Source organism: Sphingopyxis sp. (assembly GCF_036402335.1).
Taxonomy (GTDB): Bacteria; Pseudomonadota; Alphaproteobacteria; order Sphingomonadales; family Sphingomonadaceae; genus Sphingopyxis.
In genome coordinates this window covers 1-22,283 of the sequence record NZ_DASWTD010000398.1, presented here as the reverse complement: position 1 = coordinate 22,283, position 22,283 = coordinate 1, and the positions used below count along the sequence as shown (strand labels likewise).

24 protein-coding genes and 1 tRNA gene are annotated in these 22,283 nt (G+C 66.5%); 12 read left to right on the top strand and 13 right to left on the bottom strand.

Annotated features, from left to right (window positions below):
• Nucleotides 1-202: 202 nt before the first annotated feature.
• Both VGD20_RS12855 and VGD20_RS12850 read right to left on the bottom strand, forming a co-directional pair.
• The gene (locus VGD20_RS12855) at nt 203-952 is read right to left on the bottom strand and encodes a glucose 1-dehydrogenase (protein ID WP_331134825.1); all 750 of its coding nucleotides are present in this window, start codon (nt 950-952) and stop codon (nt 203-205) included.
• 61 nt (nt 953-1,013) lie between these two features.
• Nucleotides 1,014-2,957 carry a ferritin-like domain-containing protein gene (locus VGD20_RS12850; RefSeq protein ID WP_331134824.1) on the bottom strand — a complete coding sequence of 648 codons (1,944 nt, stop codon included), beginning with the start codon at nt 2,955-2,957 and terminating at the stop codon, nt 1,014-1,016.
• A gap of 261 nt (nt 2,958-3,218) precedes the next feature.
• Here VGD20_RS12850 and VGD20_RS12845 point away from each other — a divergent pair, with 261 nt between their 5' ends.
• From VGD20_RS12845 to VGD20_RS12830, 4 genes are read left to right on the top strand one after another with little or no spacing between them, the layout of a single operon-like run.
• Nucleotides 3,219-4,670, top strand: coding sequence for a PLP-dependent aminotransferase family protein (locus VGD20_RS12845; RefSeq protein ID WP_331134823.1), 1,452 nt, complete (start codon nt 3,219-3,221; stop codon nt 4,668-4,670).
• An 11-nt stretch (nt 4,671-4,681) separates the two neighbouring features.
• Entirely contained in the window at nt 4,682-5,401 is a 720-nt protein-coding gene (locus tag VGD20_RS12840) for an FMN-dependent NADH-azoreductase (protein WP_331134822.1), read from the top strand.
• A 35-nt stretch (nt 5,402-5,436) separates the two neighbouring features.
• Nucleotides 5,437-5,721: a GNAT family N-acetyltransferase gene (locus VGD20_RS12835; RefSeq protein WP_331134821.1), complete on the top strand. Its 285-nt coding sequence runs from the start codon at nt 5,437-5,439 to the stop codon at nt 5,719-5,721.
• A gap of 11 nt (nt 5,722-5,732) precedes the next feature.
• On the top strand, nt 5,733-6,152 hold the full coding sequence (locus VGD20_RS12830) for a DUF1810 family protein (protein WP_331134820.1): 420 nt from the start codon (nt 5,733-5,735) through the stop codon (nt 6,150-6,152).
• Nucleotides 6,153-6,162: 10 nt separating this feature from the next.
• On the opposite strand, the gene VGD20_RS12825 is transcribed toward VGD20_RS12830, so the two are convergent.
• From VGD20_RS12825 to VGD20_RS12795, 7 genes are all read right to left on the bottom strand, one after another.
• Nucleotides 6,163-6,915: an SDR family oxidoreductase gene (locus VGD20_RS12825; RefSeq protein WP_331134819.1), complete on the bottom strand. Its 753-nt coding sequence runs from the start codon at nt 6,913-6,915 to the stop codon at nt 6,163-6,165.
• A 91-nt stretch (nt 6,916-7,006) separates the two neighbouring features.
• Nucleotides 7,007-8,230: a bifunctional alpha/beta hydrolase/OsmC family protein gene (locus VGD20_RS12820; RefSeq protein ID WP_331134818.1), complete on the bottom strand. Its 1,224-nt coding sequence runs from the start codon at nt 8,228-8,230 to the stop codon at nt 7,007-7,009.
• A 67-nt stretch (nt 8,231-8,297) separates the two neighbouring features.
• A complete protein-coding gene (locus VGD20_RS12815; RefSeq protein WP_331134817.1) occupies nt 8,298-8,882 on the bottom strand; it encodes a glutathione S-transferase N-terminal domain-containing protein in 585 nt (194 codons plus the stop codon).
• A gap of 103 nt (nt 8,883-8,985) precedes the next feature.
• Nucleotides 8,986-9,447 (bottom strand): carboxymuconolactone decarboxylase family protein, encoded by a 462-nt coding sequence (locus VGD20_RS12810; protein WP_331134816.1) that lies wholly within the window; start codon nt 9,445-9,447, stop codon nt 8,986-8,988.
• A 38-nt stretch (nt 9,448-9,485) separates the two neighbouring features.
• Entirely contained in the window at nt 9,486-9,896 is a 411-nt protein-coding gene (locus VGD20_RS12805) for a hypothetical protein (protein ID WP_331134815.1), read from the bottom strand.
• A 29-nt stretch (nt 9,897-9,925) separates the two neighbouring features.
• The gene (locus VGD20_RS12800) at nt 9,926-10,684 is read right to left on the bottom strand and encodes an SDR family oxidoreductase (protein ID WP_331134814.1); all 759 of its coding nucleotides are present in this window, start codon (nt 10,682-10,684) and stop codon (nt 9,926-9,928) included.
• Nucleotides 10,685-11,206: 522 nt separating this feature from the next.
• Nucleotides 11,207-11,280: transfer RNA gene (locus tag VGD20_RS12795), tRNA-Gln, on the bottom strand.
• 155 nt (nt 11,281-11,435) lie between these two features.
• Here VGD20_RS12795 and VGD20_RS12790 point away from each other — a divergent pair.
• Nucleotides 11,436-12,740 carry an FAD-dependent oxidoreductase gene (locus tag VGD20_RS12790; RefSeq protein ID WP_331134813.1) on the top strand — a complete coding sequence of 435 codons (1,305 nt, stop codon included), beginning with the start codon at nt 11,436-11,438 and terminating at the stop codon, nt 12,738-12,740.
• Entirely contained in the window at nt 12,737-13,138 is a 402-nt protein-coding gene (locus VGD20_RS12785; protein WP_331134812.1) for a DoxX family protein, read from the top strand. Before VGD20_RS12790 ends, VGD20_RS12785 begins: the two co-directional genes overlap by 4 nt.
• Nucleotides 13,139-13,142: 4 nt before the next feature.
• Here VGD20_RS12785 and VGD20_RS12780 read toward each other — a convergent pair whose 3' ends face one another.
• Nucleotides 13,143-14,414, bottom strand: coding sequence for a dipeptidase (locus tag VGD20_RS12780; protein ID WP_331134811.1), 1,272 nt, complete (start codon nt 14,412-14,414; stop codon nt 13,143-13,145).
• Between the two features lie 78 nt (nt 14,415-14,492).
• Here VGD20_RS12780 and VGD20_RS12775 point away from each other — a divergent pair, with 78 nt between their 5' ends.
• From VGD20_RS12775 to VGD20_RS12765, 3 genes are read left to right on the top strand one after another with little or no spacing between them, the layout of a single operon-like run.
• On the top strand, nt 14,493-15,668 hold the full coding sequence (locus tag VGD20_RS12775) for an acyl-CoA dehydrogenase family protein (protein WP_331134810.1): 1,176 nt from the start codon (nt 14,493-14,495) through the stop codon (nt 15,666-15,668).
• Nucleotides 15,665-16,870 (top strand): M20 metallopeptidase family protein, encoded by a 1,206-nt coding sequence (locus tag VGD20_RS12770; RefSeq protein ID WP_414714575.1) that lies wholly within the window; start codon nt 15,665-15,667, stop codon nt 16,868-16,870. The genes VGD20_RS12775 and VGD20_RS12770 overlap by 4 nt, the downstream gene beginning before the upstream one ends.
• Nucleotides 16,867-17,112 carry a GlsB/YeaQ/YmgE family stress response membrane protein gene (locus tag VGD20_RS12765; protein WP_331134809.1) on the top strand — a complete coding sequence of 82 codons (246 nt, stop codon included), beginning with the start codon at nt 16,867-16,869 and terminating at the stop codon, nt 17,110-17,112. Before VGD20_RS12770 ends, VGD20_RS12765 begins: the two co-directional genes overlap by 4 nt.
• 3 nt (nt 17,113-17,115) lie before the next feature.
• Here VGD20_RS12765 and VGD20_RS12760 read toward each other — a convergent pair whose 3' ends face one another.
• The 3 genes from VGD20_RS12760 to VGD20_RS12750 form a co-directional block, all read right to left on the bottom strand.
• Complete coding sequence (locus VGD20_RS12760; RefSeq protein WP_331134808.1) at nt 17,116-17,889, bottom strand: AAA family ATPase; 774 nt, start codon at nt 17,887-17,889, stop codon at nt 17,116-17,118.
• Nucleotides 17,890-19,476: an L-aspartate oxidase gene (gene nadB / locus VGD20_RS12755; protein ID WP_331134807.1), complete on the bottom strand. Its 1,587-nt coding sequence runs from the start codon at nt 19,474-19,476 to the stop codon at nt 17,890-17,892.
• Between the two features lie 100 nt (nt 19,477-19,576).
• Nucleotides 19,577-20,500, bottom strand: a complete 924-nt coding sequence (locus tag VGD20_RS12750) for an ABC transporter ATP-binding protein (protein ID WP_331134806.1) — start codon at nt 20,498-20,500, stop codon at nt 19,577-19,579.
• Nucleotides 20,501-20,614: 114 nt separating this feature from the next.
• Here VGD20_RS12750 and VGD20_RS12745 point away from each other — a divergent pair, with 114 nt between their 5' ends.
• The 3 genes from VGD20_RS12745 (at nt 20,615) to VGD20_RS12735 (ending at nt 22,179) form a co-directional block, all read left to right on the top strand.
• The gene (locus VGD20_RS12745) at nt 20,615-21,175 is read left to right on the top strand and encodes a DUF4402 domain-containing protein (RefSeq protein ID WP_331134805.1); all 561 of its coding nucleotides are present in this window, start codon (nt 20,615-20,617) and stop codon (nt 21,173-21,175) included.
• A gap of 127 nt (nt 21,176-21,302) precedes the next feature.
• The gene (locus VGD20_RS12740; protein ID WP_331134804.1) at nt 21,303-21,500 is read left to right on the top strand and encodes a zinc-finger domain-containing protein; all 198 of its coding nucleotides are present in this window, start codon (nt 21,303-21,305) and stop codon (nt 21,498-21,500) included.
• A gap of 124 nt (nt 21,501-21,624) precedes the next feature.
• Nucleotides 21,625-22,179, top strand: coding sequence for a DUF4402 domain-containing protein (locus tag VGD20_RS12735; protein WP_331134803.1), 555 nt, complete (start codon nt 21,625-21,627; stop codon nt 22,177-22,179).
• Nucleotides 22,180-22,283: the final 104 nt, after the last annotated feature.

The window sequence follows — 22,283 nt, the reverse complement described above, 5'->3', positions numbered from 1 at the left end:
GATCAGGACGAGCGGCGCTTCTTCGCTGGCGGCGGTGCTGATCATGGCCGGGCTTTCGGGGCTAGGGGGTTCGGGACGGCGCGCGGGCGGGGATCGATCCGTCATCGAACGCGCCCCTCATCGCATCGCCAGATATCATACAAATCGGCGGTTCGCGGGGCAAGGGGTTTGCCCTCGCCCCGCAGTGACGAAGCCACGCGGATCAAAGCAGCGCCATGCCGCCGTCGACGCGCAGGTTGATGCCCGTGACGAAGCTCGACGCATCCGACGCGAGGAACAGCGCCGCGCGCGCAAGCTCTTCGGGCCGGCCGAGTCGGCCGAGCGGGATCGCGCCCGACATCATGTCGATAAAGGCACCGCGATCGTCCGGCGCCACTCCCAGTTTTTCGAGGATCGCGGTCTCGGTCGGGCCGGGGCTCAGCATGTTCACGCGAATGCCGCGCGCCTTGAACTCGAGCGCCCAGCTGCGCGCGAAGGCGCCGATCGCAGCCTTGGTACCGGCATAAACGGCGTGGCCGTCGAGCACCTTGTCGCTGGCGAGCGAGCCGACGAGGATGATCGAGCCGCCGTCGCGCAGGATCGGCGCGATCTTCTGGACCCCGAAAAAGGTCCCGCGCGCGTTGATCGCGAATTGCGCGTCATATTCGTCTTCAGACACCTGCTGCGACGAGGTGATCGTGTTGACCCCCGCGTTCGCCACATAAATATCGGCATGACCGAACCGCTCGTGGACGATCTCCGCCACATTCCGGTGATGGTCGGGGTCGGCGACATCGCCGCGGATGCCGATCGCTCCGGCGCCGATCTCGTTAACGGCGGCGTCGACGATCTGCTGGCGGCGACCCGTGACGACGACGCTGGCGCCCTCGGCAGCAAAGAGTTTCGCGGTCGCGAGCCCGATGCCGCTGTTGCCGCCGGTAATCACCGCAACCTTGTTTTCCAGACTTTTCATAGTGGGCCTTTCCTGGGGGGGGGAGGGAGAGAGAGAGAGAGAGAGAGAGAAAGCGTGTGGTTCAATTGCTGCGAAAGCCGATCCTGCGGTGGCTTTCGTCGCAAAAGGGCTTGGTTTTCGACGCACCGCAGCGGCACAACCGCGCGCTTTGCACGCTGGCAACGGTGCGGCCTGTCCCGCTGAGAATCTCGAGATTGCCGCGTATCTGTAGCGGGCCGTCGAGTTCGGGCTCGACCGCGAGCGGCCCGTCGCGCACCGCCAGTTTGGCTGTCTTGCGTGTCTCGGGTTCGCCGGTCGCGACGAAGCCGATATATTTGTGCGACTTGTCGCAGAAGGGCTTGTTCTTCGACGCGCCACAGCGGCACAGCGTCGCGCGATATCCCGCTTTCTCGCCGTCGATCGCGAGGTCGGCGCGCACCGCATAGGGACCGTTTTCGCGAAGGCCGATTAGATTGACCGGCGGCACCGGCTCGGGCTTGCCGTCGCGGCGTTCATAGGACAGCGCACCCGACGGGCATTGGCGAACAACCGAACAGAGAGTGTCGGCGTCGGAGGCGTCGGGGATGATCCACGGTCCGTCGACGTCGGCGAGGAAAGTCGCGGGATCCTGCGTCACGCAGAAACGCGCATGGATGCAGCGCTTGCCGTCGAACATGACGGTGACGTCCTTGCCCTCGGCACGGTCGACCCCGTCGGCCGACGCCGTTGCCGGTGGCGGCGGCGCGGGCGACGCCAATGCGACGGGCGCGGCCGCTGCGACAGGAGTCCCGATTGGCGTATCGCGCAGCCGCGCCGCCTGTTTCTGCAGGATAAGCGCCGCGCGGGCGCAGCGGGGATCGGCAGGGTCCATCGCTTCGGCGACCGCGCCCAGTTCTTCGGCGCGCTCGAGATAGAGATGCCGCGCGCTCACGCCGGGTGGCAGCGCCGCCGCATCGCGCAGCGCGGTGAAGGACACCCCCGCGTTGCACCCCGGGTTCGACGGCCCGGCGGGGAGCCGCGCGGCGCGCTCGGCCACCGCCGTCAGCGCGTGCATCAGCCCGATCGCGCAGCCCGTATAGAGCGCCTTGTCGGGGTTCGTCTGCGGCACAGCATAGGCGCCTGCAAGCAGGCGGAGCGCGAGCGCATAAATGGCGTTCGCCAGATCGACCGCCGCCACCGCGTCGGCATCCTCCAGCCATACCCGTCCTTCGGGCCGCGGCGGCTTGCGCAGGACCGGGTTGACCGCCGCGGGATGCGCGGGCGCGAAGCCCGGGTTCGCCGACGCGAATTGCCGCATTTCCGATTGCACAGCGACGAAGCGCTGAAAGTGCGAGCCGTCACGGTGCGCCGGCGCGCCCTCGCCTTCCTCGATGATTTCGTTGAGCGCGGCGAGCGCGCTGGCAAGACCGGTGACCGGCGCGGCGCCGCCAAGACTGACTTCGGCCTGCGACATCTGCAACGCGGGATCGCCGCAGAAAAGCGCTTCCTCGCCGATCGTCCCGGCGAGCGCTCTCAGATCGGCCTCGATCGTCTGATAGAAATGACCGATCGTTGCATAATCATAACCCGCCGGAGTCAATCGCGGCGGGACCGTTGTACGCGTCGGCGCATCCGCGAGCGCGAACCCCTCACCATCGGGTTCATCCGAGGTTTCGGGCCGTTCGAGAAAGATGAAATGCTGGATCACCGAGGGGCTGAACGGCGCTAGCTTTACCGTGATGCTGGCGGGCAGGTAGCCAGGGTCGAGCGGGAAGTTGGCGCGCCCGAAACGCGGTGCGCCGCCAAGCGCCGCGGTGATGTTCCACACCGCGACCAGATGGCTCATCTCGTCGATCGCGACATCGAGGATCGTGCGTCGCCAGCGTGCCACGGCCTCGGCTTCCGCTGCGTCCAACCCTTCGCTCGCGCCGTCCTTCAGGCTGAACGCGGCATAGAGATAGGTGCACATCAGATTCTGTTCGAGCTCGGCAGCTTCATACAGCGCGTGCAAGATCTTCTCGCGGCTCACGGCGCTATTGTCGTTCATTCGATCCTCCTCGCGCGGCCGGCGACGGCCGGATGATGGGAGAGGATAGGCAGGCGAACCGGACCGGGTCAGACACGAGAGCTGAAAAGCCGATTGTACCAAATCCGCCGCGCCCGCGGGCCGGAAAGCATCGCCGCCCTAACCCGTGAGGCGGTGCACCCTGAACCTTCGCATAGGGTCCCCCCGCCTCGACAGCACCAATGGTGCGGGCATAGCCTCGTGCTCATCGAACGGGTTTCGCCAGTACCAAGGGGTGATGAGATGACTGCACCATGGGACGCCGGACGGGTCGCCATCGCGATCGACCGGTCGCAATCGACACCGATTACCACGCAGATTATGAGCACGCTGCGCGCGGCGATCGTCGAAGGCCGCCTGCGACCGGGGACGCGCCTGCCGTCGTGGCTCGACATGGCGGCACAGCTCGGTGTTTCGCGCGGCACGGTGAAAGCGGCCTATGAAGCCCTCGCCGACGAATTGCTCGTCTATTCGGCCGGTGCCGCGGGTACCCGCGTCGCCGAACGCGCCGTGCCGCGCCTCACCGAGGTCAAGCCGATCCGGATCGCGCGCCCGCTCCAGGACCTGGAACGCGGCTTCTCGCTGAAACCGCTTCCGTTCCAGATGGGCGTGCCGGCACAGGACGCCTTTCCGGCGAAGCTCTGGGCCCGCCTTCGCACCCGCGCTGTACGCGCCAATGCGATGGCGCCCGTCGGGCCGACCGATCCGCGCGGCGAGCCCGATCTTCGTGCGCAGATTGCGGCGCAGCTCGCGATCACCCGCGGCATCTGCTGCCATCCCGACCAGATCATCCTGACCACCGGCTACAAGAATGGCCTCAGCCTGACCTTGCTCGCCCTCGGCGCGCACGGACGCACGGCATGGGTCGAGGATCCCTGCTATCCCGTCGCGCGCATGGCGCTGACCATCGCGGGGCTGAAGCCAGTCCCCGTTCCCGTCGACGGCAAGGGTATCCGCGTCGACCTCGGCGTCCGTGCCGCGCCCGACGCCGCGCTCGCGATCGTCACCCCGGGCCAGCAGGCGCCGACCGGCGTCACCCTGTCGCCCGAACGCCGGCGTGCCTTGCTCGCCTGGACGGCGCGCGAAGACGCGTGGATCATCGAGGATGATTATCTCAGCGAGTTGCAGCTCGGCGGCCGTGCTGCCCCCGCGATGGCGGCCGACGACCCCGCAGGACGCGTCATCCATATCGGCACCTTCGGCAAGACGATCAGCCCCGCGCTCGGGCTCGGCTTCGTCGTCGCGCCGCTCGCGCTGGCCGAACGCTTCGGCGAGGTCGCGGGCTATCTCAACCCGGCACCCAATGTGACGACCCAGCTCGCGCTCACCGACTTCCTCGCCGACGGCCATTTCCTCCGCCACCTGCGCCACATGAAATCGCTGTACCGCGAGCGCCGCGACGACCTGCACGCAAGGCTCGACCCGTCGATCGCGGTCGATGCGTTCGCCGGTCTCGCCGTGATCGCGCACCTGCCGCGCGGCCACGACGACGTCGCGCTCGCAAAGCGCGCGCCCGAGCTCGGCATCGCGCCATGCCCGCTGTCGGTCTGGTACGCCAGTCCGGCCGAAGCCCGGCCCGGACTGCTGCTGTGCGTCACCAATTTGCGGAAACAGATACTCGACAAGGCGTGCGATACGCTCGCGGCGCTGATCGACGATCCTGCGCCGGTGCATCTGCCCGCACGAGCCGCGTAAGGGAGGAACGAATGAAACTGCTGCATGTCGACGCAAGCCCCAAGGGTGCGACGTCGAGTTCGCGCGCGCTCTCGCGCTTCTTCGTCGATCAGCTCGCCGCCCGCCTTCCCGCGCTGTCGGTCGACTATCTAGACCTCGCGGCCGAGGCGGCGCCCGCGATGACCGAGCTGTTCACCACCGCGACCTATACGCCGGAGGAGGAGCGGACCGCCGACATGCGCGCGGCGCTTGCTCCCTCCGACGCACTCTGCCGCCGCCTGCTCGATGCCGACGCCTTGCTGTTCGCGATGCCGATGCACAATTGGACGATGCCCGCCGCCTTCAAGGCCTTCGTCGACATGATCGTGCGCGGCGGCCTTACCTATGTCGCGACCGCCGACGGGCGCTACATCGGCACGCTCGGCGGCAGGAAGACCCTGTTCGTGACGACCCGCGGCGTCGATCTTCGCCCGGGAACGCCCTTTGCAACGATGGACGCGCTCACCCCCTCGCTGCGCGCCGCCTTCGGCTTCATCGGCGTCGCCGATCCGCAGTTCGTCGATGCGCAGCCGCTGCAATTCGCGCGCGCCGTCGAGCGCGAAATGGCGCTGAAGCGCGCCGAGCGCGAACTCGTCGTGGTCGCCGAGCGATGGACCGATAGCGAGGTTCCGGCCCTGACCATGGCAGGGCGCGCCGACGGTACAGGCATATCCGCAGCCCTTGGGTCTGTTGCCGAAGGATGCGCCGCCTAAGCTGGCTTGGTTTCTTTCCTGCGAGGTGAACGACCATGGATGCCGAAGTCATCGACAATATCGACAAGCGCTGTTTCGAGCTCGACCTGCCCGACGGTTCGACCGCGGCCGCCTTTTACCGTGTCGACGACGAAGGCCGGCTGGTGCTGATCCACACCGAGGTCCCGGCCGAATTCTGGGGCATGGGAATCGCGTCGCAGCTCGCCGACGGCGCCGTCCATCTGATGCGCCAGACCGGCCGCAAGGCGGTGCTTCGTTGTCAGTTCATGGTCAATTTCTTTGGCCGGCATCCCGAATATGCCGACGTCGTTGCGGGCTGAAGGGGGGCGCCATGATCGACGAATATCATCTCGACCGCTTCGTCGCGGCACAGGCCGACACCTATGACGACGCGCTCGACATCCTGCGCCGCGGCGCGATGTGCACGCCCTATATGGATTTCATCTTTCCGCGCCTCGCGCAGGAAGGGGAGGCGGCCGGCCCCTATGCCCTCTCGTCGCTCGACGAGGCGTCCGCCTATCTCGCCTTCCCCACGCTCGGGAACCGCTACCGCGAATGCGTCGAGACGCTGTTCAAGCTGGTGCGGACGAGCGCCCGCGAGGTGTTCGGCGACGCCGACACGGGCAAGCTCCATGCCTCGCTGACCCTCTTTGCCGAAGCGACGAACGAGATATTGCTCCGGTCGGTGCTGATCACCTGGTTCGACAATATGGTCGACGAGGACACGATCGTCCGCATCCGCGCGGAGTAGCCCGCGAAGGTCAGGCAAAGGCGATCCATTCGCGCAGCCAGTCCTCGAACCGCGTCGGCGCGAGCTGCGGCGCCTTGTCGCACGTCAGCGGCTCGCCCGCGAACCGCGCGCCGAAATAGAGCGCCTCGGGATCGACCGAAATCGAGCGCGGATCTTCGTTGGCGGTGAGCACTGCGAGCGCGAGATCGGCGAGGACGAAGCGGTCGGGTCCGGCGATTTCGACCACGTCGTCCGCTGGCTGGCGGGTCGCGATGCGCGCCAGCGCGCGAACCACATCGTCGGCCGCGACCGGCTGCATCGTGACGGGGGCCAGTCGCATCCGGTCGCCCTCGCCGCCGGCATCGACGATCTTGTAGACGAACTCGAAAAAGGGCGTCGAGCGCACGATCGTGAAGGGGACGCCGCCGGTCATCACCAGCTCTTCCTGATCCCGCTTGGCCCGAAAATAGCCGCCCGCCAGCAGGTCGGCGCCCACCGCCGACAGCGCGACCACATGCCGGACCGAAGCTGCGCGCGCGGCGGCAAGGATATTGGCGCTCGATGCCGCGAAGAAACGCCGCATGCCGGCGGCGTCGCCATAACCCGAGTTCGAGGCATCGACGACGACGTCGGCGCCCGCGACCGCGTCGGCAAGCCCGCGGCCGCTGATCGTGTCGACGCCGGTCGACCGCGCCGCGGCGAACACGTCGTGCCCCTGCTCGCGCAGGAGCCTGGCGAGCCTGCGGCCGATCAGGCCCGTTCCACCGATGATCGTGATTTTCATGACGCCTTACTCCGCGCTGCGATTGCCGTTCCCGGAGTTTAGCCGCGCCGCGCAAGGCGCGGCAGGACCGAGAGGCGACAATCGCCATGCACTAAGCGGGCGCGTCGCCTCCGGCCGGCACGGGGTCGGCCCAGCCCGCTTCGGTCGCCTCGAAGCGCGATCCGGTCTCGAGCGTGCGGTGGACGGGGCAACGATCGGCCACGCCGAGCAATTCGGCATGCTGCGCTTCGTCGATCGCCCCCTCGATCTCGACGCGGCGGCTGAAGATGTCGGGCTTCTCGAACCCCTTGTCCTTGCGGTGCGTCACGCCGGTGCGGATTCGCTCGACCGGCCATCCCTTGCGATCGGCATAGAGGCGCAGCGTCATCGTCGTACAGGCGGCGAGCGCGGCCGAGAGCAGGTTGAAGGGCGTCGGCCCCGATCCCAATCCGCCGGCGCTTTCGGGTTCGTCGGCGATGAAGGCCGCCTTGCCCGCCCGCATCGCGAGCTGGAATTTGCCCAGCCGCGTTTCTTCGGCCTCGGCATCGAACTGGCTGGCGGCGGTCGGCGGCATCGCGGGCAGGTAGCGCCCGGCCCAGGCCGAGATCATGTCGGCCGCGAAATCGGCGTCGCGCGCGTTGCTGAGCAGATGGTCGGCGCCGTCGAGCGAGACGAAGCTCTTCGGGTGCTTGGCCGCGAGATAGAGGTTCGTGACATTCTCGATCCCGACCACCTGGTCGATCGGCGAATGCAGAAGCAGCAGGGGTCGCTTCAGCGCCGCGACGCGCGCGCCCTGATCCTGCTCGCGCAGACTGGCGACAAATTCGCGGCGGACGGTAAAGGGCCGGCTGCCGATCGCGACGACGCCGCTTCCCTCGCGCTCGATCGTCTCCAGCCCGCCGGGATCGAACTGGTGGAGTGCGTGCTCGACATCGAAGGGCGCCGCGATCGTCGCGATCGCATGCACCCCGGGCAGCGACCCCGCCGCCGCGAGCACCGCCGCGCCGCCAAGGCTGTGCCCGACGAGCAGCATCGGCGGCATTCCCGCCGCAGTCATCGCGTCGGCCGCGGCGACCAGATCCTTCACATTATGGCTGAACCCCGACGCCCCGAAATCGCCTTCGCTGGCGCCGAGGCCGGTAAAATCGAATCGCAGCACGCCGATACCGGCGCCCGCCAGCCGCCGCGAAATCCGCACCGCGGCCTTGTTGTCCTTCCCGCAGGTGAAGCAGTGCGCGAACAGCGCCCACGCCTTGGTCGAACCGACGGGAAGTTCGAGCCGGCCCGACAGGCGATCGCCATCGCCGTTGGGAAAATCGAAGGGGCGCGTCGGCATCGGGGTCTCCGGTCGCTGCTAGGTTGATCGATCGGGCCTAGCACAAATTGCCGGGCAGCAAGAGAGGTCAGGCGAGCCCCTCGGCCTTGAGCGTCGCCTGCACCGCGGGCCGCGCGTTCAGCCGCTCGTGGATCGCGGCGATCGCGGCCGGGATCTCGACGCCGAAGCGTTCGGCCCAGCGCGTGTTCACGAACAGGTAGAAGTCGGCGACGGTCGGCTCTTCGCCGAACAGATAGTCGCCCTTGATCGTGTCGCCGAGGTAACGCATCCGCGCGGTGATATAGGCGCTCGCGACGGCTTTCTGCTCGTCGGTGCCATTGTGCCAATAGGGTTTGAAGCTCTTGTGCAGCTCGGTCGAGATATAGGCGAGCGCCTCAACCAGCCGCGTGCGGCCGAGCGGGCCTTCGACCCCCAACTGCGGATAGACGCCCGCCAGATAGTCGAGCACCGCGATATTCTCGGTCACGACCTCGCCATTGTCCAGCGCGAGCGCGGGGACATAGCCCTTGCGCGTGACGCCGTTGAAATCGGCGCCGCTCGCGGTGATCTTCGTCCGGATATCGACGCTCTCATTCTCGAACGGAACGCCCGCTTCGTGGAGCGCGATATGCGCGGCCAGGCTGCACGCCCAGGGGCAGTAATAGAGCTTCATCGATCGTCTCCTAAAAAGGGGGCCGCCGGGCACCGGCGGGCGGTGTCCCGGCGACGGGTCGGTACCGGACGGCAGGGTCGGCTGTCCGGCACCCGGGGGCTCGTCAGGCCGCGGCGGCGCGTTCGACCGGATGGACGGCACGCAGGCCGATCTGGATCGTGTTCCAGAAGTTGATCGCGCCGATCGCGACGGTCAGATAGGCGATTTCCTTGTCGTCGAAATGCGCCTTCAAAAGCTCGTAATCCGCGTCCGGCGCGCCCGTATCGGCGACATGCGTCAGCGATTCGGTCCAGTTCAGCGCGGCGCGCTCGCGGTCGGTGAACAGCGGCGATTCGCGCCATGCGTCGAGCAGGTGGATGCGCATGTCGCTCTCGCCATGTTTGGTCGCATCCTTGACGTGCATATAGATGCAGAAGGCGCACCCGTTGATCTGCGATGCGCGCAGCTTCACCAGTTCCATCAGGCTGTGCTCGACGCCCGAATTTTCGAAGGTGGCCTCGACGGCCAGCATCGCCTTCATCGCGTCGGGCGCGGCCTGGAAAATATTCATGCGAGGGGTCATCATCGTCTCCTTGTCTGTCTGATTATCTTCTTGGGGTATGATCAGGCTGCCCGCGTCCGGCGCGCATCGGCGATCGCCCATATCGAGAGCAGCGCGGTGAGGATCGCCGGCAGGGTGACGGCCGGAAAATCGCGTGCGAGCGCATCAGGGCCGCAAATGCCGACCGCGACTTCCCAGAAGTGGAAGAGCGCGTGGCCCCAGAGCCACAGCGTCGCGGCGGTCCAGAGCAGCACGCGATATTGCGGGCGAAAGGCGCCGACGAGGAGCGCGGTTCCGACGAACAGGAAAATCAGCCCGATATCGCGGATGAAATGCTGGTTGAACGGGCCGGTCGTCGTGACGCCGGGCACGGCGAAATACCAGTCCGCGGGCGAGGCGAGCATGAAAAGCCCGTTCGCTTCGGCGCCGATGCCGAGGATGATGGCGGTCCAGATACAGATGGTCTTGAGCATGAGGATCTCCCAGAAATCGCGGTTGCTGATTATTTCTTCGGCGGCGGCGGGACATTCTCCAGCCACCAGTCGAAGCGCGTCGAGCCGAGTTTTGCGCCGGGACCGGGGATGAGCGAGTCATCTTCCAGCCGCAGGCCGAAATAGCGCGCCTCGGGATCGACCACGACCGGGCGGGCATCGCCGTCGAACGCCATCACCTTGCCGACGACTTCGTCGAGGTGAAATTTTTCGGGTCCGCCGATCTCGACGATTCCGTTGGCAGGTGCAGCGACGGCGACCGCGGTCACCGCGTCGGCAACGTCCTCGGCCGCCATCGGCTGGATAAAGGCGTGCGACAGGCGAAGCTCGTCGCCAACCACCGCCGACTGGCCGATGCCGCGGAGGAATTCCATGAACTGCGTCGCGTGGATGATCGTATAGGGAATCCCGCTGGCGCGGATCAGCTCTTCCTGCGCCTGCTTGGCGATGAAATAGGGGCTGACTCCCATTTTTTCGGTCCCGACGACCGACAGCGCGATATGATGGCCGACGCCGGCCGCCTTTTCGGCCGCGGCGACATTCCGGCCCGCGGTCTTGAAGAAATCGATCGCAGCCTCGTCGAAGGTCGGCGAGTTGGCGAGGTCGACCACGACCTCGGCGCCCCCCAATGCCTCGGCCAGCCCCTCACCGGTCAGCGTGTTGACGCCGGTGTTCGGCGCAGCGGCGATCGCGTCATGCCCGAGCGCTCCCAGTTTGCTGACGACCTTTGAACCGATGAGCCCGGTTCCGCCGATCACGACGATCTTCATGGCACTGCCCTTTCCGAATGTTCGGGCGCAGATCGCGTCCGGTCGATGGAAAGCTAGCATGGCCGCCGTGACGGTGCAGACCCGAGAGGTGCGAATGCCAATGTACCATCGGACCGGCTTTGGCGGGCTTGGTACAATGCGCCCGCCACGTCTCGCATCTTACCGGGGCACGGCCTCGCGGTTCAAAAGGATGGCGAGACGGATCGGGCCACCCCCTCCGCGTGTCCGTTCCGTCTCACGAACTCGCCGCCCCGCCGGCGGAAAACTGTGGAGCCGTGTTAACCGGACGCGACAGGGATGATGAACATAGGGGTTTTTCCGTTTTCTCCCTATGGCCAACGAATTGGCAGGCGAGCATCCTACCTGTCCGGCTCCCCGCTTTTCCGTAAAGCTGCGGATCGCGGCGGACGCCCGCCACCCCCCCGGGCGCGGCGTCTCATATTCGACGAGCACTTCCTCACGCGTCTTCCCGGCACAGGAAAGCCGTGGCAGCGGTTCAACCGGAAAATCGGGAAAGGGTGATGGATGCCCCGTGAGGATTCGAACCTCAATAGACGGAATCAGAATCCGTAGTCTTACCATTAGACGACGGGGCAAGGAGGGGCGCGCAATATGATTGCGGGGCGCTGCTGTCAAGGCCGCTGGAGCCGCGCGAACAAGTCCGCTTGCCCTGACGCATTTCGCCGCTAGCATCGCCCCGACAACAAAGGGGGCTGCGCCCCGGCGCGGACTACCCATAAGGAGTGGGCTGATGCGTCACGTCGCAATCGTCGGGTCGGGGCCGGCGGGCTATTATACCGCCGAAACCTTGCAAAAAGCGGAAGATATCGCGGTCGACGTCATCGATCGCCTGCCCGTCCCCTATGGCTTGATCCGCACCGGCGTTGCCCCCGATCACCAGTCGATCAAGGCAGTGTCGCGCCGGTACGAAGGTACCGCATTGACCGACAATGTCCGCTTCGTCGGCCATGTTTCGGTCGGCAGCGACGTGGGCGTAGACGAACTGGTCGATCTCTACGATGCCGTGATTCTCGCGACCGGCGCGCCGAACGACCGGCCGCTCGATATTCCCGGCGCCGACCTGCCCGGCGTGATCGGAAGCGCCGCCTTCGTCGGCTGGTATAACGGCCATCCCGACTTCGCCGACCTGGATCCGCCGCTGGACGCGCCGGGCGTCGCGGTGATCGGCAATGGCAATGTCGCGCTCGATGTGGCGCGCATCCTTGCCAAAACGCCGCAGGAATTTGCCGGCAGCGACATCGTCGCGCACGCACGCGCCGCGCTGGAAGCGAGCGCGGTGCGTCACATCCAGATCCTCGGCCGACGCGGTCCGCACCAGATCGCGATGACGCCGAAGGAGCTCGGCGAGCTCGGCCATCTCGAACGCGCCAGTCCGCGCGTCGACCCTGCCGACCTGCCGCCCGAAGGCGACGATGCCATGCTCGAACCCGGGATGCGCAAGTCGGTGACGCACCTGCGCAGCTTCAGCGCCAACCCGGTCGCGAAGCCGGTGACGATCGATTTCGATTTCTTCGCGATGCCGGTCGCGATCGAAGGCGCCAGAGAAAACGGGGGCCGCGCCCAGCGCATCATCGTCGAGCGCACCACGCTCGATGCCGACCTGCGCAGTCATGGCACGGGCGAGACCTATGCGATCGACGCCGGGCTAGTGATCAGCTGCATCGGCTATCAGACGCCGCCGATCCCCGGCGTGCCGTACGAGCACGGCCGCGGACGCTTCGCGAGCGACGAAGGGCGTATTCTCCCGGGTCTTTACGCGGTTGGCTGGGCGCGGCGCGGGCCATCGGGCACGATCGGGACCAACAAGCCCGACGGCGCGCGCATCGGCGAGATGGTGCTCGACGATATCGGCCGCGGCGCGGGCAAGGCGGGGCGGCCGGGCCTCGACGCGCTGCTGTCGAGCCGCGGTGTTACGCCGGTCACGTTCCGCGACTGGCGCCGGATTGAAGAGGCCGAGATCGCCGCCGCGCTCGACGGCAATCCGCGCGAGAAGTTCACGAGTATCGAAGCGATGCTCGCCGCGATCGGGCGTTGAGCGTAACGATCCGTACCGCGCTGCGCTGGCTGCTGGCGCTGGCCTATGGCTATGCGGGCTATCGGCATCTCGCGACGCCCGCGCCTTTTGTCGCGATCACGCCGCCATGGATACCCCGGCCCGATTTCGTCGTCGCCGCGACCGGCATCGCCGAAATCGCGGGTGCGATCGGGCTGATGATCGCGCGGGCGCGCAAGGCGGCGGGCTGGGGCCTCGCGCTTTATGCGCTCTGCGTCTGGCCCGCCCATTTCCACCACGCTCTCGCCAATGTCGCCATCAATGGCGAGACGCTCGGCTGGTGGTACCACGGCCCGCGCCTTGCCGCGCAGCCGCTGATCATCTGGTGGGCGCTGTGGGCGAGCGGGGCGGTGGATTGGCCGTTCCGCCGCCGCGCCTGAACCCTTATTTCGCCACCGGCGTTTCGATCGGCGGCTGCCCCTTCTGGCTCGCCGCATAGGCCTCGACCGCCTTCAGCACGCGCAGCATGTTGCCGCTCGCGATCTTTTCGAGATCGGCCTGGCTGTAGCCGCGCTTCGCGAGTTCGGTGAACAGCGCGGGGTAACCCGACACATCCTCCATGCCGACGGGCGCCGAATCCATCCCGTCATAGTCGCCGCCGAGCCCGATATGCTCGACCCCGATCGTCTTCCTGAGATGGTCGATATGATCCGCCACCTTCGCAACACTGGTCGTCGGGGCCGGATTCGCCGCGTCCCATGCCTTGAGAGCGTCTTTTTCCGCCGCCGGATCGCCCGGATAGAGCGCCTTCAGCCGCGCCGCCTCGGCCGTGCGCGCGAGCCCCTGCGCGCGCACATCGGCGTCGAGGAAGCTCGGCAGCAGCACGACCATGACGATCCCGCCATTCGCCTTGACCGCAGGCAGGACGCTGTCGGGGACGTTGCGCGGGTGCGGGTTGACCGCGCGCACCCCCGAATGGCTGAACATCACCGGCGCGTGCGAGGTTTCGAGCGCGTCCTTCATCGTCGCTTCGCTGACGTGGCTGAGGTCGACGATCATGCCGATGCGGTTCATTTCGCGAACGACCTGTCGCCCGAAATCGGTGAGACCGTCGTGCGCGGGCGCGTCGGTTGCGGCGTCGGCCCAGCTGAGATTCTTCGAATGCGTCAGCGTCATGTAGCGCGCGCCGAGGTCGTACATCTGGCGCAGCACCGCGAGCGACGAGCCGATCGAATGGCCACCCTCCATGCCGAGCATCCCGGCGATCTTGCCTGCCTTCATCGCCTTTTCGAGCTCGGCCGAGGTCGAAGCGAGCGCGAGGTCATTCGGGTAGCGCGCCACAAGCCGCTTCATCACGTCGATCTGCTCGAGCGTCTGCTGCACCGCCAATTGCTCGTTCGGGTTGCTCGGCACATAAACCGACCAGAATTGCGCGCCGACATGCCCTTTGCGCAGCCGCATCAGGTCGGTGTGCATCGCGATCTCGGGCGGGGTCGCGTCGGGCTTCGCCGTATCGGTCGTATCCTGGAAATCGAAGGTGTTGATCATATTGTCGACGCGTCCGCGCAGCGCCCAGGGAACGTCATTATGCCCGTCGAACACCGGCGCCGTCTTGAGCGCGGCTTCGGCGGTCGCTTCGGGCGATTTCTGCGCCAGGACGGGGGTGGACAGGAGGGCGAGTGCGGCGAGGCCGGCGAGCAGGTGCGACATGTTCATGGCGCGCGACCTTAGGTGCTTGGACGCACGGCGCAAGCCTCACTTGACGTTCCCGTCAACGCCGCGCAGCATCGGTGCATGACAGCCTTCGACGACTGGCGCGCCCGCTCGCCCTACTATGACGAAACCCATGAAGCACTGGCGCAAAGCGTCCGCCGCTTCGTTGCACGCGAAATCGCGCCGCACATCGACCGCTGGGAAGCCGAGGGCGAGCTGCCGCGCGAACTCCACAAGAAGGCGGCGGAAGCGGGAATCCTCGGGCTGCGCTATCCCGAACAATATGGCGGCCATTCGGAAGGCTTCGACAATTTCCACGGGCTCGTGCTGACCGAAGAGCTCGCCGCGGTCGGCGCGGGCGGGCTCGGAGCGTCGCTGATGACGCACGGCATCGGCCTGCCGCCGATCCTCGCGCTCGGCTCGGAAGCGTTGAAACAGCGTGTGGCGCCACCGGTGCTCGCGGGCGAAAAAATCATCGCGCTCGGCATCACCGAAGCCGGCGGCGGCAGCGACGTCGCGAATCTCAAGACCACCGCGGTGCGCGACGGCGACAGCTACATCGTCAACGGCGGCAAGATGTTCATCACCAGCGGCATGCGCGCCGACTGGCTGACCTGCGCAGTGCGCACCGGCGGCGCGGGCGCGGCGGGCATCTCGCTGCTGCTGATCGAGATGGACGCGCCCGGGGTCGAGCGCACGCGGCTCGACAAGATGGGCTGGCGGTGCAGCGACACCGCCGCGATTCATTTCAGCGACGTCCGCGTCCCCGCCGAAAATCTGATCGGGCCGGAAAATGGCGGCTTCATCGGTATCATGCGCAATTTCAACAGCGAGCGGCTCGGCATGGCGATGGGCTGCTGCGCCTATGCCCGCGTCGCGATGGCCGAAGCGGCCGAATGGGCGCAGAGCCGCGAGACCTTCGGCAAGCCGCTCGTCGGCCACCAGTCGATCCGCATCAAGCTCGCCGACATGGAACGCCAGATCGAAGCGACGCAGGCATGGGTCGACCTCGCCGCCTGGCAGGTCAAGCACGACAAGGCCCGCCCCGCCGACTTCGCGATGCTCAAGGTCCAGGCAACGCGGATGCTGGAGGCCGTCGCGCGCGAGGCCGCACAGGTGCTCGGCGGCGCATCCTATATCACGGGCAGCAAGGTCGAACGCATCTACCGCGAGGTCCGCGTCAACGCCATCGGCGGCGGCAGCGAGGAAATCATGCTCGACCTCGCGGGACGACAGCTGTTTGGAGGAAAGAAGTGAGCGAGATAGCCCGAAGCTGGCCCGCCGAGGCCGAAACCCTCCTCCCCGACCTCGTCGACCTTCGCCGCGCGATCCACCGCGAGCCCGAACTCGGGCTGCAGAATCCGAAAACGCTCGCGAAGATCAAGGATGCACTCGCCGGGCTGCCGCTCGAATTTCGCGAGGGGCCGTCGACCACCGGCCTGATCGCCATTTTGCGCGGGCCCGCGAACGGGCGCACCGTGCTGCTGCGCGGTGATATGGATGCGCTGCCGCTGCTCGAGGATACCGGCCTCGATTTCTCTTCCGAGATCAGCGGCGCGATGCATGCGTGCGGGCACGATACGCATGTCGCGATGCTCGTCGGCGCGGCGAAGCTGCTGTGCGCGGCGCGCGACCGGCTGCCCGGCACGGTGATGTTCATGTTCCAGCCGGGCGAGGAGGGCCATCATGGCGCGCGCTTCATGCTCGACGACGGGATCATCGACCCGCTGCCCGATGCCGCTTTTGCGCTCCACATCATGCCCAATGCGCCGCACGGGATTTTCGCGGGGCGCGCGGGGCCGCTGCTCGCTTCGTCCGATGTCCTGTCGATCAGCGTCAAGGGCGCCGGCGGCCATGCCTCGATGCCGCACGACAGCATCGACCCGATCCCCGTCGCCTGCGCGATCGTCACCGCGATCCAGACGATGGTCACGCGCCGCATCTCGGTCTTCGACCCCGCGGTCGTCACGATCGCCAAGATCGCCGCGGGCACGACGAACAATATCATCCCCGAAACCGCCGAGATGCTCGGAACGATCCGCACGCTGTCGCCCGAGCGGCGCGCGATGGTCGCACGCGAGTTGAAGCGCCTCGCCCCCGCGATCGCCGAGGCGCATGGCTGCACCGCCGAGGTGACGATCGAGGAGGGCTTCCCCGTCACCATCTGCGATGCGCGCGCGGTCAGCTTCGGCCAGTCAGTCGTCGAGGAGACGTTCGGCGAGGCAGCCTGGCTCACGATGGACAATCCGGTGATGGGCGCCGAGGATTTCTCCTACGTCCTGGAAAAAGTGCCGGGCGCGATGTTCTGGCTCGGCGCGAGCGAGGCGGGCAGCGACTGGCGCCAATGCTGCGGCCTCCACTCGAACCATATGGTGCTCGACGAAAGCGTGATGGCGCGCGGCGCCGCGCTGCACGCGGCGCTCGCCGAACGCTTCCTCAACGAAGGATTCAACGCATGATCAACATCGTGGGCGCAATCATCTCGGGGCTGATCATCGGCGCACTCGCGCGCTTCTTCTATCCCGGCGCAGTGCAGATGGGCTGGATCGCGACGATTCTGCTCGGCATCGGCGGTTCGCTCCTCGCTGGCCTCGCGACCTCGCGCGGCCGCGGCGACTTCCACCGCGCCGGCTGCTTCGCTTCGGTGATCGGGGCGATCGTGCTGATCCTTGTCGGGCGCTTGCTCGGCGTCGGCGGCTGACGCCTATTCGGTCATCGCCTCGACCGTCTCGTGCGGGTAGAGGATGAATTCGCGGTAGAGCCGGTAATGTGCCGTCTCCTCCAGCGTCGCCGGCTGGATCGCAAAGGGATCGATCTGCCACAGATCGGCGTCGGGCAGCGCCATCAGGATCGGCGAGTGGGTCGCCATGATGACCTGGCTGTTGTTCGCGCGTTGCATCCGACGCAGGATTTTCAGGAAGTCGAACTGCCGCTGCGGCGACAAGGCGGCTTCGGGTTCGTCGAGGATATAGAGGCCCTGCTCGCCAAGGCGCTCCTCGAAAAAATCGATAAACCCCTCACCATGCGACGCCGCCAGGAAATTGGCGCGCGTCGAGCCGGCCTCGTCCAGATAGCGCGCCACCGAAAAGAAGGTTTCGGCGCGGAAGAACCAGCCGCGCTTGACCTGCGGCAACCACGCGCTCCGCAGGACATGGCCGAGCGCGCCGCCGTCGGCGCCCGACGCATAGCCCTGGCCGACCGCCGCCATCCCTTGCGCGCCGCCGCCTTCGTTGAACCCCGCCATCGTCGCGATCGCTTCGAGAAGCGTCGATTTGCCCGAGCCATTCTCGCCGACGACGATCGTCACCGGACGCTCGAACCGCAGGTCGAGCCCGTCGCGAAGCAGCGGCATGCTGAACGGATAGTCTTCGGGATCGGCCCAGTCGGGCCAGTCGACTCCGCCCGCTTCGCCCTCGGGCAGCCAGGCGCGCTTCAGAAAAGGGGGCGGAAGACGGGTATCGCGCGGCCGCCGCGCCATTTACGGAACCAGCACCGTATCGACCGCCTGCGGCAGCATGTCGGGGTAATCGAGCGTATAGTGCAGTCCGCGGCTTTCCTTGCGGTGGAGCGCGCTCTTCACGATCAGCTCGGCACACTGGAGCAGGTTTCTGAGCTCGATGAGATCGGTCGTGACGCGGAAATGGCCGTAATAGTCGCCGACTTCGTGCGTCATCATGTTGATCCGGTGCTGCGCGCGCTCGAGCCTTTTGGTCGTGCGCACGATGCCGACGTAATTCCACATGAAGCGGCGGATCTCGGTCCAGTTCTGCTTGATGACGACCTCTTCGTCCGAATCGGTCACGCGGCTTGCGTCCCACGGCCGGATCGCGGGCGGCGGTTCGAGCTGGTCCCAGCGCGCGACGATGTCCTTCGCCGCCGCCTCGCCGAAAACGAAGCATTCGAGTAGCGAGTTCGAGGCGAGGCGGTTGGCGCCGTGGAGACCGCTTTCGGTACATTCGCCTGCGGCGTAAAGCCCCGGCAGGTCGGTGCGCCCGTCAAGGTCGATCAGAATTCCGCCGCACGTATAATGCTGCGCGGGCACCACCGGGATCGGCTGCTTCGTCATGTCCAGCCCAAGCGTCAGCAGCTTTTCATAGATGTTCGGGAAATGCCCCGCGACGAAATCGGGATCCTTGTGGCTGATGTCGAGGTGGACATAATCGAGTCCGAAGCGCTTGATCTGGTCGTCGTTCGCGCGCGCCACGACATCGCGCGGCGCGAGTTCGGCGCGCGCGTCATAATCGGGCATGTAGCGATGCCCGGTGACGGGGTGCTTCAATATTCCTCCCTCTCCGCGCACCGCCTCGGTGATCAGGAAGTTCTTGACGTCGAGATTGTAGAGGCAGGTCGGGTGGAACTGCATCATCTCCATGTTCGAGACGCGGCAGCCCGCGCGCCAGGCCATCGCGATGCCGTCGCCGGTCGCGCCGCGCGGCGCCGTGGAGAACTGATAGACGCGCCCCGCGCCGCCGCTCGCGAGGATCGTCGCACGGCCGACATGCGCGTGGACCTTTCCGCTCTTTTCATCGAGCGCATAGACGCCCCAGACGCGCCCCGAGCCCGAATAGCGCTCCTCGTGCCGCCCGGTGATGAGGTCGATGCACGCCTGCCCGGGCAGCAGGGTGATGTTCGGATGCGCCTCGGCGGTCTTGAGCAGCGCCGCCTGCACCGCCCAACCGGTCGCGTCATCGACATGGACGATCCGCCGGTGCGAATGCCCGCCTTCGCGCGTCAGATGGAGCGCCTCGGCCTCCTTGTTGAACGGCACGCCCATCTCGATCAGCCGCTCGATTGCGTGCGGGGCATTTTCGACGACGAACTCGACCGTCTCGCGCCGGTTGAGCCCCGCGCCCGCGATCATCGTGTCCTCGATATGATTCTCGAACGTGTCGCCCGCGTCGAGCACCGCCGCGATGCCGCCCTGCGCCCACGCGGTCGATCCGCCGGTCAGTTCGCCCTTCGCGAGCACGAGCACGCGGCAGTGGTCGGCGAGCGCGATGGCGGCGGTGAGGCCCGCAGCGCCCGAGCCGACGATGATGACGTCGTGAGAGAGATTTTCAGTCATTCAATTTCCGTTCGTGTCGAGCGAAGTCGAGACACCCCGCGACCTTGAGCCTCGCCGATGGGCATCTCGACTTCGCTCGATGCGAACGGAAAGAGAAGCGCTAGCCATTCGCCGCGCGCGTCAGGTTGAGGAACACATCTTCGAGGTCGGCCTCGCGCGTCGAGACGTCGACGATGCCATGGCCCATTGCACCCACCGCGGCGAGCACCTCGCCCGCGTTCATCCGGTCCTTGTTGTAGCTGATGGCGAGGCCGCGCTCGCCCTCGCGCTCGATCTTCTCGAACGCCGGATGCGTCGGCAGGGCATCGATATCGGCATCGAGCGTCACGACGACGATCTTTTCGCGCGCCATGTCGACCAGTTCGCGCGTCGGCTTGTTCGCGATCAGCTTGCCATGGTTGATGATCGCGATCCGGTCGCAGAGTTCCTCGGCTTCCTCCAGATAATGCGTCGTCAGCACCACGGTGACGCCGCGGTCGTTGAGCGACTGCACATATTCCCAGAGCTGCTGGCGGAGCTCGATGTCGACCCCCGCGGTCGGCTCGTCGAGCACGATGATCGGCGGCGAATGCACCATGGCTTTTGCCACCAGCAGGCGGCGCTTCATGCCGCCCGACAGCGTGCGCGCATAGGCATCGCGCTTGTCGCTGAGATGCACCGCGGCGAGCAGCGCGTCCGAAATGCGCTTGTCCCTGGGCACACCGTACAGCCCCGCCTGGTTCTCGAGCGTCTCATAGGGCGTGAAAAAGGGGTCGAAGACGATTTCCTGCGGCACGATGCCGATCGAATATTTGGCGTTGCGCGGGTCGGCGTCGATGTCGAAGCCCCAGATGCTCGCCGACCCGCTCGTCTTGTTGACGAGACCCGCGAGGATGTTGATCAGCGTCGACTTGCCCGCGCCGTTCGGCCCGAGCAGCCCGAAGATCTGGCCGCGCGGCACGTCGAAACTGACATTGTCGAGCGCCTGCTTGCCGCCGGCATAGAGTTTGGAGACGGCGTCGATGCGGATAGCGGCTTCACTCATGGCCGCCTCCATAGCCGCGCGCCCGCCCGCGCGAAAGCCTTCTCTCCGGTGCCCGATTTTTTGCTCAGCGCCGCATTAACGTTAAATTGGAAACTCGCCGCTAGGACGAATTTCGTGAGGACCAGACACATCATTCGCCCGCTGCCTGCGCAGCGCGGCCTAGCCATTTTTGCGCTCTTTCTGGGCGCCACCGCCGCTTCGCCGGTGCTGGCGCAAGGCAGCGCGCAGAGCGAGGCCGAAGCCATCGTGCTTCGACCGCTTTCCTTTTTCAAGGTGAGCGACCTCAACTTCGGCAGCATCATCGCGTCGGGAAGTGCCGGGACGGTGCGGCTTGCCCCCGACGGCAGTCGCACCCGCACCGGCGGCGCGACGCTCGTGGGGAACGACGGCGAGCCCGCACGCTTCGCTGGACTCGGGACACCGCAGCGCCAGGTCAATATTTCGCTCGGATCGAACAATATCTGGATCACCGGCCCCGGGACGCGCATGCGCGTACGCGATTTCGAGATCGGCAGCACCCCGACCGCGATCCTGTCGACCTCGCCGACGCGGTTCCGCATCGACAGCGCGCTCGGCAACTATAATTTCCCGGTCGGCGCAACGCTCGAGGTCGGCGCGAACCAGGCGCCCGGCGACTACAGCGGCACCTTCACGATCACATTGAACTATCTCTAGAGCTTCTGTGGGGGAAGACGGCACCGGGGACCACTTATGTCCGCAGGATATTTGCCGGTGCCGTAATGCCCCATCGATTGCGCTGACCGATTGCGAGCGCCGCGCGCGCTTGCTATGGGCGCGATCGATGACCCAGCCCGCACCTGAAACCATTCGCACGCCCAAGACCCGCATCGCCTGCGACGGCACCGGCGACGGCCTCGCCAATGCGGCGCTCGGCCATCCGCGCGTGTGGCTCGAAATCGATACCGACGACGGGTTTGCCGACTGCGGCTATTGCGACCGGCGCTTCATCCTCATCGGCGGGATCGCCGACAAAGGTTAAACGGCGGCGGCGCGCCGATCACGCCTGACGCACGACGTCAAAAGTAAACCTCGCCTTTACCAAGCTCCTGCATCAACGACTCACGTCCGGCTGGCATAAGATGTGCCAGACAGGAGCAGAATCTGTGGGGATTCGAGGGACCAGAAACTGTCGGGGGGCTGCGTGCGCCCTGACCATCGCCGCGGCTACGGCAGGTGCGGCGCACTCTGCGCCGGCGCATGCCGCCGACCTCAACGGTATCGTCAATGCGGCGATCGTTCGCCCGAACACGCTGATCAAGACCGACGATCTCGATTTCGGCACGATGATCAGCGGCCCGACCGGCGGCACGGTGTCGATCAATGCCGTCACCGGCGCGCGCACGACGACGGGCGGTGTGACGCCCGTCGGGGCGGGCACGCAGCGCGCCGTGTTTCAGGGAACCGGCGGCCTGTTGCTCATCACCGTATCGGGCGACACCAGCGTCACGCTGGTTCGTGCCGGCGGCGGCGCGCCCAATATGACCGCCACCCTCGTACGCGCAGCGAGCACCAGCGGCGGCGGCATCGCGCTGCTCGGCGCGACATTGCTGCCAAGCGGTGTGCAGACCTATTATATCGGCGGCACGCTGACCGTCCCCGCGAACCAACCCGCAGGCGACTATAGCGGCACCTTCACGCTTACCGTCAATTATCTCTAGGCTTACGGCCGGTTTCGAGCGGTAGTTGCCGATAGGGGATGTGCACCCCGGCGAAAGCCGGGGCCCAGAATTCCAACACTAACCTTGCGCTTTTCCGCACTGGG

Coding starts and splice junctions, on each gene's coding strand:
- VGD20_RS12855 (WP_331134825.1), bottom strand. CDS start 952: ATGAAAAGTCTGGAAAACAAGGTTGCGGTGATTACCGGCGGCAACAGC.
- VGD20_RS12850 (WP_331134824.1), bottom strand. CDS start 2,957: ATGAACGACAATAGCGCCGTGAGCCGCGAGAAGATCTTGCACGCGCTG.
- VGD20_RS12845 (WP_331134823.1), top strand. CDS start 3,219: ATGACTGCACCATGGGACGCCGGACGGGTCGCCATCGCGATCGACCGG.
- VGD20_RS12840 (WP_331134822.1), top strand. CDS start 4,682: ATGAAACTGCTGCATGTCGACGCAAGCCCCAAGGGTGCGACGTCGAGT.
- VGD20_RS12835 (WP_331134821.1), top strand. CDS start 5,437: ATGGATGCCGAAGTCATCGACAATATCGACAAGCGCTGTTTCGAGCTC.
- VGD20_RS12830 (WP_331134820.1), top strand. CDS start 5,733: ATGATCGACGAATATCATCTCGACCGCTTCGTCGCGGCACAGGCCGAC.
- VGD20_RS12825 (WP_331134819.1), bottom strand. CDS start 6,915: ATGAAAATCACGATCATCGGTGGAACGGGCCTGATCGGCCGCAGGCTC.
- VGD20_RS12820 (WP_331134818.1), bottom strand. CDS start 8,230: ATGCCGACGCGCCCCTTCGATTTTCCCAACGGCGATGGCGATCGCCTG.
- VGD20_RS12815 (WP_331134817.1), bottom strand. CDS start 8,882: ATGAAGCTCTATTACTGCCCCTGGGCGTGCAGCCTGGCCGCGCATATC.
- VGD20_RS12810 (WP_331134816.1), bottom strand. CDS start 9,447: ATGATGACCCCTCGCATGAATATTTTCCAGGCCGCGCCCGACGCGATG.
- VGD20_RS12805 (WP_331134815.1), bottom strand. CDS start 9,896: ATGCTCAAGACCATCTGTATCTGGACCGCCATCATCCTCGGCATCGGC.
- VGD20_RS12800 (WP_331134814.1), bottom strand. CDS start 10,684: ATGAAGATCGTCGTGATCGGCGGAACCGGGCTCATCGGTTCAAAGGTC.
- VGD20_RS12790 (WP_331134813.1), top strand. CDS start 11,436: ATGCGTCACGTCGCAATCGTCGGGTCGGGGCCGGCGGGCTATTATACC.
- VGD20_RS12780 (WP_331134811.1), bottom strand. CDS start 14,414: ATGAACATGTCGCACCTGCTCGCCGGCCTCGCCGCACTCGCCCTCCTG.
- VGD20_RS12775 (WP_331134810.1), top strand. CDS start 14,493: ATGACAGCCTTCGACGACTGGCGCGCCCGCTCGCCCTACTATGACGAA.
- VGD20_RS12765 (WP_331134809.1), top strand. CDS start 16,867: ATGATCAACATCGTGGGCGCAATCATCTCGGGGCTGATCATCGGCGCA.
- VGD20_RS12760 (WP_331134808.1), bottom strand. CDS start 17,889: ATGGCGCGGCGGCCGCGCGATACCCGTCTTCCGCCCCCTTTTCTGAAG.
- nadB (WP_331134807.1), bottom strand. CDS start 19,476: ATGACTGAAAATCTCTCTCACGACGTCATCATCGTCGGCTCGGGCGCT.
- VGD20_RS12750 (WP_331134806.1), bottom strand. CDS start 20,500: ATGAGTGAAGCCGCTATCCGCATCGACGCCGTCTCCAAACTCTATGCC.
- VGD20_RS12740 (WP_331134804.1), top strand. CDS start 21,303: ATGACCCAGCCCGCACCTGAAACCATTCGCACGCCCAAGACCCGCATC.